This is a genomic window from Acinetobacter sp. Leaf130 (assembly GCF_001423205.1).
In the GTDB taxonomy this organism is placed as follows: Bacteria; Pseudomonadota; Gammaproteobacteria; order Pseudomonadales; family Moraxellaceae; genus Acinetobacter; species Acinetobacter calcoaceticus.
The window spans coordinates 967,855-980,788 of sequence record NZ_LMOE01000001.1; the positions used below are offsets into that span (position 1 = coordinate 967,855).

8 protein-coding genes and 1 pseudogene are annotated in these 12,934 nt (G+C 36.3%); 4 read left to right on the forward strand and 5 right to left on the reverse strand.

The window, feature by feature from the left end:
* Positions 1–11: 11 nt before the first annotated feature.
* Positions 12–956 (reverse strand): AraC family transcriptional regulator, encoded by a 945-nt coding sequence (locus tag ASF86_RS04190; protein WP_413772528.1) that lies wholly within the window; start codon positions 954–956, stop codon positions 12–14.
* 189 nt (positions 957–1,145) lie between these two features.
* Between ASF86_RS04190 and ASF86_RS04195 the strand changes: the two genes are divergently transcribed.
* Entirely contained in the window at positions 1,146–2,369 is a 1,224-nt protein-coding gene (locus ASF86_RS04195) for an alkane 1-monooxygenase (protein WP_017390594.1), read from the forward strand.
* A 110-nt stretch (positions 2,370–2,479) separates the two neighbouring features.
* On the opposite strand, the gene ASF86_RS04200 is transcribed toward ASF86_RS04195, so the two are convergent.
* The 4 genes from ASF86_RS04200 to ASF86_RS04215 form a co-directional block, all read right to left on the reverse strand.
* Complete coding sequence (locus ASF86_RS04200) at positions 2,480–3,682, reverse strand: acyl-CoA dehydrogenase family protein (RefSeq protein ID WP_056479709.1); 1,203 nt, start codon at positions 3,680–3,682, stop codon at positions 2,480–2,482.
* 22 nt (positions 3,683–3,704) lie between these two features.
* Positions 3,705–4,988 (reverse strand): acyl-CoA dehydrogenase family protein, encoded by a 1,284-nt coding sequence (locus tag ASF86_RS04205; protein ID WP_171066183.1) that lies wholly within the window; start codon positions 4,986–4,988, stop codon positions 3,705–3,707.
* Positions 4,989–5,217: 229 nt separating this feature from the next.
* The gene (locus ASF86_RS04210; protein ID WP_056479712.1) at positions 5,218–6,591 is read right to left on the reverse strand and encodes an ABC1 kinase family protein; all 1,374 of its coding nucleotides are present in this window, start codon (positions 6,589–6,591) and stop codon (positions 5,218–5,220) included.
* A gap of 232 nt (positions 6,592–6,823) precedes the next feature.
* Positions 6,824–7,126 carry a hypothetical protein gene (locus tag ASF86_RS04215; protein WP_005040994.1) on the reverse strand — a complete coding sequence of 101 codons (303 nt, stop codon included), beginning with the start codon at positions 7,124–7,126 and terminating at the stop codon, positions 6,824–6,826.
* A 190-nt stretch (positions 7,127–7,316) separates the two neighbouring features.
* Here ASF86_RS04215 and ybaK point away from each other — a divergent pair.
* From ybaK to mtlD, 3 genes and pseudogenes are all read left to right on the forward strand, one after another.
* Positions 7,317–7,780: pseudogene (ybaK, locus tag ASF86_RS04220) on the forward strand (Cys-tRNA(Pro) deacylase).
* Between the two features lie 159 nt (positions 7,781–7,939).
* A complete protein-coding gene (locus ASF86_RS04225; RefSeq protein WP_080026978.1) occupies positions 7,940–10,171 on the forward strand; it encodes a TonB-dependent receptor in 2,232 nt (743 codons plus the stop codon).
* 565 nt (positions 10,172–10,736) lie between these two features.
* On the forward strand, positions 10,737–12,884 hold the full coding sequence (mtlD, locus tag ASF86_RS04230; protein WP_056481737.1) for a bifunctional mannitol-1-phosphate dehydrogenase/phosphatase: 2,148 nt from the start codon (positions 10,737–10,739) through the stop codon (positions 12,882–12,884).
* Positions 12,885–12,934: the final 50 nt, after the last annotated feature.

A 12,934-nucleotide genomic window follows, 5' to 3' on the forward strand; every position in this document is an offset into this window, starting at 1 on the left:
TTTATTGGTAGTTAATCTAAGGTATGTCCAATATATTGCTGTCTATATTGTTTAGGAGATAAATCAAAAATTCGTTTGAATGCCTGACTAAATGCTGTTTCAGATGAGTAGCCGACCTTATTTGAAATTTGCTGAATTGATAAGTTGCTTGTGCGTAAATACTGACTTGCCAAGCGAAAACGATAATGCTGCAAATATGTGAGGGGTGGCTCACCAATAATACTGTTAAATATATTCGCAAATTTAGAACGTGACATACAGCATTGTTCAGCTAAAGATTCAACTGTCCATGTGACTTCAGGTTGGCTATGAATAGCAGATAGGGCATTGCTCAGTTCAGGATGAGTTAAGGCACTTAACCAGTTTTGTTGATCTGTCATTTGTTGAATATGATCACGGATGCATTCAATGAGTAAAATACTGACTAAATGATCAATAATTTTGTCGTGGCCCGGCCTGATTTTTTGAGTTTCAATGGCTAGAAAATAGAGTCCAATTTGTAGCCATTCAGGTGGGTTGGTCTGATTTTCATGTTGAATATGCATGATGGACGGCAGTGCATTAATGAGTGGCCCAGCCATATGAGTATCGATTTGGCAGCGTAAACATAGTAATAATGTATTATCCGGAGATGAAGTACCAAACTCGATTGCGTCTTGTCTGTGACCGTTAAAAAGCGAAGTGATATCCAGAGAATCTACCAACTTACTCGCTGTTGATTTTGAGTCAGTCGCACTATGTGCTTTCCCAGAGGGAATTAAAATAATATCACCAGCAGTCGCAGTTATTTTTTCTGAAGCATTAAGTTGTATATATACTGAACCAGTTAAAACAATATAAGCAAGTAGAGCAGATTGATCTTGTGTTTTAAAAGCCCATTCTCCTTGCGCTTTTAAATAGATGTATTCAGACTTATTAAGGTGAATATCATCAAAAAATTTACTTAGTGCATCCATATTTAAATGATCAATCATTATTTTAATAAAATTATAGTGAGCTATAAGAATAGATCAACATGTGTTTTTAGGACAAAAAAGTGGAAGAAAATGCCAAAGACTTTAACATAGGTTTTTTGGACGGTTACTACTGTTAACTAAACACTATTTCTTTAACTATATAGACATATAGAAAAAGGAAATATAGCTATGAATGCACCAGTAAATGTTCAGCAAGAACTTATGCCAGTGCCTGCGTCTATGCGTGAAATAGATCGCAAACGCTTTTTATGGATGATTAGTCCTGCTTTACCTGCTATCGGTTTAGGTATTTTAGCAGGTTATCAGTTTGGTCCACGCCCTTTAAAGAAAGTCTTTGCTTTAGGTGGTCCACTTTTATTACATGTCGTGATTCCGGCAATTGATACTATTATTGGGAAAGATGCTCGAAATCCGACAGATGAAGAAATTAAGCTTTTAGAAAAAGATCCATATTATTCTCGTCTTGTGAAGAGCTTTATTCCTCTACAGTACGCTGCAAATGTTTATGCATGTTATTTAACAAGTCGTAAAACGACATCTTTTATTGATAAGATTTTACTTGGTATCTCAATGGGTGCAATTAATGGTATTGCGATTAATACAGCCCATGAGTTAAGTCATAAGCATGATCGTATAGACCATATTCTGTCTCATCTTGCTTTAGTTCCTACAGGTTATAACCATTTCCGTATTGAACATCCTTACGGTCATCATAAGCGTGCAGCAACACCAGAAGATCCAGCTTCATCACGTATGGGTGAAACATTCTATGAGTTCTGGCCACGTACAGTTATTGGTTCTTTTAAATCTGCAATAGAAATTGAAAAAAATCGTTTAAAACGTAAAGGTAAAGAATTCTGGTCTTCAGATAATGAATTATTACAAGGCTGGGGAATGACTGCTGCTTTTCATGGTTCTATGGTTGGAATCTTTGGTAAAGGTACAATTCCATATTTAGCGACTCAAGCTTTTTATGGTATTAGTCTTTTCGAAATTATTAACTATATTGAGCACTATGGTTTATTGCGTCAGAAAAAAGCTGATGGTAATTATGAGCGCACAATGCCTGAGCATAGCTGGAACAACAATAACGTAGTAACAAACTTATTCTTGTATCAGTTGCAGCGTCATTCAGACCATCATGCATATCCAACTCGTCCATTCCAAGCATTACGTCATTTTGATGAGGCACCAGAGCTACCAAGCGGCTACGCAAGTATGCTACTACCGGCATTAATCCCTTCATTGTGGTTTAAAATAATGGATAAGCGAGTTTTTGATCACTATAAAGGTGATTTAAACAAAGCGAATATTTCATCAAAGCGTCGTGCAAAAATCTTTAAGAAATTTGGTGTAGTTGATAAAACGTTAGATAGTACAACTACCCAATAAATAAAAATATTAATTCCTGAAGTACAAAGCCCTCTAGTTTAATAACTAGAGGGCTTTTTAAGTTTTGACATAAAGAGCTAATAAAAGAAGGGAAAAATTTCCCTTAATTATTATTTTAGTTCGCTAGAAGATTTACCAAGTTCTCGGCGGGCAATAATCAATTGCTGGATTTGTTGAGTACCTTCAAAGATATCGAGAATTTTCGAATCGCGTGCCCATTTCTCAAGTAACTCATCTTCGTTATAGCCCATGCTTGCAGCCAGTTCGACACATTTTAAAGTAATCTCGTTACCCACACGGCCAGCTTTGGCTTTCGCAATAGAAGCCTCTTTAGAGTTTGGCTTTCTATTATCTGCCATCCAACAGGCTTTTAGCGTTAGCAAACGTGCAGCTTCCCATTCAGCTTCCATACGATAGATTTGAGCAGCAAGATTAGAAGCTTGTAAATACGGTGTTTTATAGTCAGCATCAAGTTGATCTTTAAAAATCTCTTTAATACGTTCTAAAGAGGCTTTCGCACAACCAACCGCCATCGCTGCAACCAATGGACGAGTGTTGTCAAAAGTTTCCATCACGCCTGCAAAACCTTTAGCCACATCAATTTCAGGATTACCTAGAAGGTTGGCAGCAGGAACACGACAGTCAATAAAACTGATCACGGCAGTATCTGATACTTTAATGCCCAATTTATATTCTAAGCGTTCAACTTTCATGCCAGGTGTACCTTTAGGTACAACAAAAGATTTGATCGCAGCACGACCCAGTTTTTTATCTAAAGTCGCCCAAACGACAACAGAGTCAGCACGCTCACCACAAGTTACAAAGATTTTTTCGCCATTGATGACATATTCATCGCCATCTTTGGTTGCTGTGGTACGAATCGCTGCTGAGTCAGAACCACAACCTGGTTCTGTGATTGCCATTGCCGCCCAAGTGTTTTTGAAGCGCTCAAGCTGTTCGTCATTGGCAACAGCGGCAATGGCTGAGTTTCCAAGTCCTTGGCGTGGCATTGTTAGCATCATGCCTGCATCGCCATAACACATTTCAATTACGCCAAGGGCAGTTGAAATGTTATTACCATTTTTATTGCCTGTTTCAACATCACCACGTTTTTTACCAACGGCAGCGCCTGCATTAATGCCTTCGCCACCTTCGTTCATACCATCAATGAGTGAAGCTAACATATCGAGCTCTTTTGGATAAGCATGCTCAGCTTTATCATATTTACGAGAAATAGGGCGTAAAACATTGATCGCAACATCATGTGCCTGATCAATCATCATTTTGAATTTTTTAGGATTTTGTAAGTTCATTGTATTATCCTCTGATCATCAGTTATGCATGTAAGCCAGAATGTAAAATTGCAGTAGCTCGTAAATCACGATACCAACGTTCAACAGGGTGTTCTTTTGTGAAACCGTGTCCTCCAAGAATTTGCACACCATCTGTACCAATTTTCATGGATTTTTCAGCACAAAGTAAACGAGCAAGGTAGGCTTCACGATGGAATGATTGACCTGCTTCAGCACGGCTTGCAGCATTCAAGATCAACATACGCATTGCATCAATTTCAATTGCCATATCTGCAATCATGAAAGCGACACTTTGACGGTGAGAAATCGGCTCTCCGAAAGCAGTTCGTTCATTGGCATATTTAATACAATAGGCTTTTACAGCGTCACAAGTACCAACAGCCATTGCACACCACATTAAATTTCCCAGATCTAAGAAAGCAGTGTAATCAAAGTCTGTTGCACCTAAGCGTAGAGCAGGAGTGTGATTAAAGCGTAAAGTTGCTGTTTCTGTCGCTTTAAGGCCCATAGCAGGCGTATTTTTGATAGAAATGCTATCGTTGCATTGCACTACAAATATATCTGGCTTGCCATTAAAGTCCGCACTTACTAAAAAGATATCGGCCAGATCACCTAAAATAACAAGCGTTTTTTCACCCTCAATATAGAATTGATCATTTTCAAGCGATGCTTTGGTTTTTAATACATAAGGATTAAATGCTGGAGTTGCTTCTTGTACAGCAAAGGTTGCTGTAATGTCTGAGTCTTCTGCAAAACAAGGTAAGTACATCGACTGAACTTCGGCAGAACCCCAACGCGTAATTGCATTAATGACACTAAATGTGCTGAGTAATCCAGCTGTAAGGCTAAAATCGCCTTCAGCCAATTTTTCAGCAATCAATAAGTTGCTTACAATATTTTGTTCAGTTGCTACACCGCCTAATGCTTCTGGAAGTGCATAGTAGTTAAGACCAAGATCTTCTACATATTGCCAAAGACTTTCTGGAAACTGAGCAGTCTGATCTGCATCATGAGCTAACCCCAATAGAACTTCTTGAGCAAATTGAGACATTGCTTCGGAAGTCATTTGTTGTTCTTCGGTTAGGTTTAAATCAAACAGATTCTTGTTCTGCTGAGGTAGACGTTGTTGAGATATTGGCTTAGGTTTAAATGCTTTTTGAGTCTGGCTTAATGCTCTAAAACCAGCTTTTGAACCTTGATAAAGGGATTTTTCTAAAAATTTACGTAACTTGAGTTGATCAAGTACATCGCTTCCAGCCAATTTTGTGATCAGCGATAAACCCAAACCCTGAGCTTTATTGATCATACTTGTCATGATTATGGTGTCCTAACACGTTGTTATTGTTTTATGCTGACACGCATTATAGTAAAAGACTATGTCGTTAGTGACATTCAAAAAATGAGTGGATAAATGGTAGGGAAAAAATAAACGTATTTTAAGTGTATGATTTTATTTATTTAAAATAAATTTTTTGTGGTGTGTTTAGAGGGGTATTGGCTAGAATGACATGGAACCATTCTAGCCCTTCATGAAATTAACCGAAGTTACGAATCATACGACGTACATTTGTTTTAGCATCAATGACTGTCATAAACGTATATGCCCCAATAAATTTACGACTAATAAACATAAATTCTTTGGGAGGGACCGAGAAATAACGTGATGCCATTGATTTACTCGCTTGCTGCATAACACGGCTATGTAACTGACTTTTCTTCCAGTCATAACGTTCATGTTCATCCATTAGACCAGCAGGCATATCTGGATTATTTGATGGTGTGCTAAATGCTTCTGTCGCTAATAGAAAAACATCGGCCATACCTGGCTTAATGCTTTCCGGCATTGCATCAAAAAATTCATAACCAGTCATGGCTTGTATCATTAATTGTTTATCATGTTGATAACCTGCCTGAATTAGATTACGGGCAACCGATAACAAGTGGTCATCAAACTGACGGATAGCACCAAAGTCTAATAATACAATCTTATCCTGAACATCTTGGCCATTACCTAAACGGACAAGGTAGTTACCGAAGTTAGGATCGGTTTGCATTTCGCCCCATTCAAAAATTTCACGAACAGCAATTTCTAATGAAGCTTCACCAAGCTGATTACGACGCTCTTGAGGCAAAGACAACATAACAGGGCTATTGATTGGAACACCGCGTTCGAAAGTCATGCAGAGTACTTGGTTGGTACAATACTCATCTATAATTGTAGGAACAATATAACGCTCGTCATCTTTTAAGCGTTCACCAAAGCGACGAGTAGTGGCAGCTTCAACATCATAGTCAACTTCACGATGCATCATTTCACGCACTTCATCAAACCACTGATCAAATTCACGGGTTTGTGGCACCATACGTGTCAGTTTAAGCATGTTTTTAAACAAGCTCATATCTGAATCAATTGCGTTCGCAACACCTGGATATTGAATTTTTAGAACTAATTCCAAGCCATCTGATTTACGTGTTGCACGGTGTACTTGTGCGAGAGAGGCGGTACCAATTGGTTCATGATCAATCGTTAAATCATTTAACTTAGCGCCCAGTTGTTCTTGTAGATGTGGCTTAATTGCAGGCCAATCTAAAGCAACAGTTTGGTTATTTAGGGTATTTAATGCTTGTGTAATTTCTTCTGGTAAAAAATGTTCACCATAAAGGGCCATCATTTGCCCGATTTTAACAATAGAACCCTTAAGTTTGCCTATTTCAGAAACCAGATAATTAGCTTGTTCGCTCAACGCTTTTTTACGTTTCTTTTCTTTTTCTTCCTCATTAGAAAATATAGAAGAAGCACTTGCAGTTGCCCAACGTGTTCCTGCAAGTAAAGAAGCTTTCGCGATTGATAAGCGTCGATCCATGGAAGAAGTTTTTAAACTCTTAAGCTTATCTTTCTGATTTGACATGAAAATAGAATCCTATGCGCATCATGCAGCCAAACGCTGTGATCTAAAATTGTAACGAATATTACATGTTTTGAGCGTATTAAAATAGTTCTCTCAGACTGAATGATAGGTCGAAATCACCATCTTTATTTCATTAACTACTAAATAGCCTAAGCAATTTATAAATTTAAGAAATTAAGGGCATTCAAACGAATAAAACTAAGATAAAACGGACCTTTGATAACAAAATGGATTACATTTTAAATTGAATCTTTAATTCAGATTTCTGCATTAAATGAAGGCGATTATTCTGAATATGTTGCAATAACATCTGCTTGACTGAATCATGCATAAAACCGAATGCATGGGCTTTTACAATAATAATGCTAGGCAAGGTGTAGAAAAAATACTTCACATCCTCAAGAGTTGCCTCATTAAAAATACCTTGTTCAATTAATGTCTGCTGTAAAAACTGTTTTTCGTTTAATACAGAATCTGAAGATTCATCCCAAAAACGGTGACGCATAGCCATCAGATTGTTGTGTTTATAACTCATAAAATTGTCAGCTCAGACTTCAAATCTAAATAAAATATATGGAGTCGAGCAGCGAATATCAAGTTGAGATTATTTTTTCTTCAGTTGCTGATTGAATTTTTATGTAACTCTTGTAAATAGCCTAAGCAAATTTAAAAATTTTTTGAAAAAAACTATAATCCAAACAATTTCATCTATAACACCACTTATCATGACTCCTGCATGTAGACTATTAAAAAGTAATAAAATCGAATTTTCAATTCATGAATATGAACATGATTCAAATGCCAAAAGTTTTGGATTAGAAGCAGCCGAAAAATTAGATTTGGATGTAAAAGAAGTATTTAAGACTCTAATGGTAAGTGACGATAAGAATTATTTTGTTGCTGTCTTGCCGGTTAATCACCAATTAAATTTAAAAAAGTAGCTACGGCGTTTGGATGTAAAAAATTACAGATGGCTAATCCTAAAGATGCTGAACGTTTAACGGGATATTTAGTAGGAGGAATTAGCCCTTTAGGCCAAAAGAAACGCTTAAAAACTGTTATTGATGCATCAGCACAAAACTTTAGCAAAATCTATGTGAGTGGAGGGAAACGGGGACTAGATATTGGCTTAAACCCTAAAGATTTAGCCCAACTTTTAAATGCTCAATTTTTTGATGTACTTGATTAGTAAAATAAATTTATTTCTTATCTCATTAAATTAACTAATTTTAAGATAGGTAGTATTAAATCAAGTTTTTAATAAAAAAAATTCTCATTATTATTTATATTTAGTATTATTCCGAGCCTTATAACTATCTAATAACTTTTGGGTTTGGAGAAAGGGAAAATGCATCAATACAAAAAGGTTGAGGCTAACTCAAATCATCTGATGTGTGCTGAATCACGGTATTTTAAATTAAAACCTTGTTGTATTGCTCTAGCAGCAATATTTGCGCAGCAGGTTTATGCAAATACAAATATTGAAAAGGCAGCTCTTAATAATCAACCGACACAAAAGCCTGTAGCTCAATTGCAAAAAATTATAGTGACGGCGACAAGGACGCCCAAAAATATTGCTGAAATTGCAGGCACAGTTCAAACGATTGAAAAGCAGCAAATTGAACAACAGGCAACTGCTGGACGAAAAATTGCCGATATACTGGCTCAGTTGGTTCCATCACTCGGGGTAAGTAGTGGAACGACTACCAACTATGGGCAAACAATGCGTGGTCGTGATGTCATGATTATGATTGACGGCGTATCACAAAATGGATCACGCGATGTTGCTCGGCAGTTAAATAGTATTAGTCCAGGCATGATTGAACGTATTGAAGTTCTTTCTGGAGCTACAAGTATTTATGGATCAGGTTCTACCGGCGGGATTATTAATATTATTACGAAACGTGCTGATTCGACTAAACCAGTAAGTTTTGAAACTAAACTTGGTATTAAGTCTTCCGATACATTTAGGAGTGATAGTCTAGCTTATGAAATTGGCCAATCTATTTCATTTAATAAAGATAATGTAAATGGTTTCTTAGGGGCTAATTTCACTAGTCGCGGATCTCAGTTCGATAGCCATGGTGATCGTATTGCTATAGCACCTATGCAAGGTAGCCGTCCTGATACTGATACAATTGATATTAATAGTCGTATAAATATAGATTTAACTGATAACCAATCACTAAGTTTGGGTGCACAGTATTATAAGGATGAACAAGATACGAATTATGGTCCTGATTATGGAAAAAATTATATTTATGGAGGAGCGCCTAACTCATATATTGGGAAAAAGGGTTTAGAAATATCTAATCAGCCTTTTACAGAGCGCTATGCATTCAACACTCAATATCAAAATAAAGATATTTTAGGTCAGGTCTTAAATTTAGAAGGATATTACCGTAAAGAAGATGCTCGTTTCTTTCCAGTCTTTTTAGGAGGGGAAGGTACAGAAGCAAAGCAATCTCAATCTGAAATTGAAGTGGCTGGTCTGCGTTCAACAGTACAAAGTGATTTAAATATTATGAATCGTGATCTTAATCTAACTTATGGTTTAGATTATGAACATGAAAAAGATCAACAACACTACGAGCATTTCACAGCATTTAATACAGGTTTGACCTATAAACCTACAGGTAAAACTTCCGATGCCGGTCCAAATACAACAATTCAAAGTGCTGGCGTTTTTATACAAGGTGATTACGCTTTAACAGACCGTATGAATGTCCAGGCTGGTACTCGTTATCAATATATTAAAGCTGAAACAGAACAGTACTCGACTAAAAACGGGATACAGCCAAGCGGATCTGTAAATGACGATGCTGTTTTATTCAATTTGGGAGCGATATATAAATTAACAGATGAGCAGCAAATATTTGCTAATTTCTCTCAAGGTTTTAGTTTTCCAGATGTACAACGGATGATGCGTGATGCATTTAATATCTCAACAGCGAATATCCAGCCAATTAGTGTAAACAGCTATGAACTAGGCTGGCGTTTACAAGGGGAGCGAAGCCTAAATCTAGGTATAACAGGTTTCTATAATACTTCAGATAAAGTAGTTCAGTTTTACAAGAACAATAATAAAGAAACTGTTGCTGAAGTTATGGACAAAGACCAGCGTGTTTATGGTGCTGAACTAACGGCGACCTATCCATTTATGGAAGAGTTTAAAGTTGGGGGAACACTTGGTTATACGCGAGGTCAATATAAAGATACGGATGGTAAATGGAAAGAGTTGAATGCTTTTCAAGTTTCACCAATAAAAGGTACTGTTTTTGCCGAGTGGAACAGTGATGAAGGATATGGTGGTCGTGTGCAAATGCTTGCTATAAAAGGTACAAATGAAGCAGTAAAAGATGGCTCACTTTCAGCTGTAAAAATTAAAGGCTATAGCACGATGGATGTTTTGGCACATTTTCCAGCTTGGAAAGGACGTATAGATTTTGGTGTATATAATGTTTGGAATAGAGACTATCGAACTGTCTATAGTCAACAAGCAGAAAAAGTATATGGCCTTGTAGAAAGTATACCAGCTGAAGGACGTACTTACGGCCTCAGTTATACATTTAATTATTAATGTGAAGTGAGATAGGGAATATCTATAAATCATAGGTATTCCTTAATAAATTTAAAAAAAATAATAAAATAAACTTGCATTATTAAATGAAAATGATTATCATTATCTATATCAAAAGTTGAGGAATGTTCTAGTAATTAAGTTTAACGTCTACTACTGTAATGCTAACTTTTAGGCGATTTAAAGTTATACCAGAGACTCCAATAACAATGATGTTGAAAAAGATGAGTTGATTTCTGGTATGTAAGCGCCTGCAGGACATTATAAAAATATGCAGGTTCAAGCAGCGGTAAATGGAACTAAGAAAAATAAATATTATCAGCGCAACAAAAAGAATAAACCAAGAGTAGCAAGCGAGGATGGCTTGCTACTCTTGCATTTAAAGTTAGTTTCATACTTATTTATATTGTTCAACCTTTTTAGAGTTTTAACTCTGCTCAGTAACAGATCACTTATATTTTTGATTAAAAAATGACCACTAGTGTTTCATTTATTAACATCCTGTCTTTTTAGCCAATTTTTTGTATACCCTGAATAAAACATGATCAAAAAAAGAGGTAAAAGCGTGCTTATTTTTCATGGAAAACCTGTTCATGGAGCAATTTTTGATATGGATGGGACAATGTTTGATACTGAGAGGTTACGGTTTCAAACATTGCAACAAGCATCTCAAGAACTCATTGGACAGGAATTTTCACACGAATATTTAATGCAATGTTTAGGTTTAAGTGCAACTACTGCTGAACAATTGGCTCAACGTTTGTATGGTGTGAATGTTCCATATAAAGAGATACGAAAAAGAGCCGATGAGATGGAGCTTGAACATATACGAAAACACGGCGTACCTATTAAGAAAGGTTTGGTTCAAGTTTTAGAACGTTTAAGAAAATCAGGTTTAAGAATGGCTGTGGCTACTTCAAGTCGTAGAGCAATTGCCGAAGAATATTTAATTAACGCGAATGTTTATAAATTTTTTGATGTAATTACTTGTGGGGATGAAGTACAAAATGGAAAGCCTCATCCTGAAATATTTCTGAAAGCAGCAAGTCAGCTTCATTTAGATGCTAACCAATGTTTAATGTTTGAAGATTCTGAAAATGGTTTAACATCAGCTCACTCATCGGAAGGTCTAACAATTTTATTAAAAGATATTAAAGAACCAAATGATGAAATGTTGGCAAAAGCTGATTTTTATTACGATCAGATGTATGACTTCTTAACAGATCTCGACCAATTTATTCCTGTTATGGATATGCCACAAGGACAAGAGTCTTTTCCGCAAAGCCTAAATCAACTTACCGTTGGCATACACGGTTTTGGTGCTATTGGCGGCGGATATATAGCGCAAATCTTGTCACACTGGGATGGATACACAAAACCAAGACGTATTATTGCTTCCACGCGTAATAGTCTATTCCGTGAAGCTGTAAATGCGTTTGGAACTTATAGCATTCGCTATGGACAGTTTTCTTATGATGAACGCATTGAAAATATGACAATTGTTGATTCTGACAATGAACAGCAAATGTTAGAGATGTATACCCATTCAAGTTTGATAGCACTGTGCTTACCAGAAAAAGCTATTGAAGTTGAGTCAAAAACGATTGCAAAAGGTTTATACGCTCGTTTTAACTCGGCACTCGAAACATGTATAGAACCTTTAACTTTTTTAATTATTTTAAATAAAGTTGGTGCAAAATATTTGGTGATGAAGCATCTTAGAGAAGCACTTTTAGAACTAACTAATGATGAAGACGTGACGGAGCATATTTTAAAAGAACATTACTTTTGCGACACCGTTGTAAACCGTATGGTTTCAAAATTGTCTAATCAAAATCTATATCGTCAGCTTCGTATTAAGCATCATTTTCTTGAACAGCATTTATCTGATGTGGAACATGAAGAGCAGGTCGAAATTGAAGATTGCAATAAACTGACCCAAGATCAGCAAAATCAGGCATCTTTATATGTAGATAATATGCGTCGTAATTTTCAGCCAGGACATATATTACAAAGCATGGATCTAATCTTGTTCCATAGCGAAACTGATATGCCAATTTATGTAGAAAAAGGTAGCCCTTTACTCGAAAAATTGCGCCAAGTTGTGTTGGTTGAGCAAATTACAGATATTCAATTAATCAAAAACCGACTATGGAACGGCGTACACGCGATGCTTGCTTGGTATGCATCTTTACTGGGTTATGATTCTATTGGTGTTGCTATGGGCGATAGTTCTGTTAAAACATTTGCAGAGAATTTAATTACAGAAGTAAAGCAAGGACTTGCAATCGTATTACCTAACTATGCAAAAGATCTAGATCGACTCGCGCAGAGTTTTCTAGATTCATGTGAATATGCATTTAAAGATCCATGTAAGCGTGTTGCGCGAGATCCGCTACGTAAACTGGGTCACAATGAACGGGTAATAGCTTCAATTGTGGTGAATATTAATCATGATTTATCCTATAAAAACTTATTAAAAGGCGCCGCTTTAGGTTATGCCTATGCAATTCAATTTTTAGAAATTGATGAGACTGATGCGATTAAACATTTGCAGCAACAAATTCAGAACTTGGACATGAGTACAGTTCAGAAAAGACAGCTGGAAGTTGAGTTAACACAATTAATTCAATATTTATTTTCTGAACAAGGTAAGCAACCTTTGAACATGAATATTATTAACTCCAAAACTACGCGCACTCAATATGCTTAAATTCGTTCAATGAATTAAGATTCCACAATTAAAAGGCAAACATGCTTTAA

Bases quoted from the DNA above. Each gene is read 5' to 3' on its own strand.
- ASF86_RS04205 (WP_171066183.1), bottom strand. From the start codon at position 4,988: ATGATCAATAAAGCTCAGGGTTTGGGTTTATCGCTGATCACAAAATTG.
- ASF86_RS04215 (WP_005040994.1), bottom strand. From the start codon at position 7,126: ATGAGTTATAAACACAACAATCTGATGGCTATGCGTCACCGTTTTTGG.
- ASF86_RS04195 (WP_017390594.1), top strand. From the start codon at position 1,146: ATGAATGCACCAGTAAATGTTCAGCAAGAACTTATGCCAGTGCCTGCG.
- ASF86_RS04225 (WP_080026978.1), top strand. From the start codon at position 7,940: ATGCATCAATACAAAAAGGTTGAGGCTAACTCAAATCATCTGATGTGT.
- ASF86_RS04210 (WP_056479712.1), bottom strand. From the start codon at position 6,591: ATGTCAAATCAGAAAGATAAGCTTAAGAGTTTAAAAACTTCTTCCATG.
- ASF86_RS04200 (WP_056479709.1), bottom strand. From the start codon at position 3,682: ATGAACTTACAAAATCCTAAAAAATTCAAAATGATGATTGATCAGGCA.
- ASF86_RS04190 (WP_413772528.1), bottom strand. From the start codon at position 956: ATGGATGCACTAAGTAAATTTTTTGATGATATTCACCTTAATAAGTCT.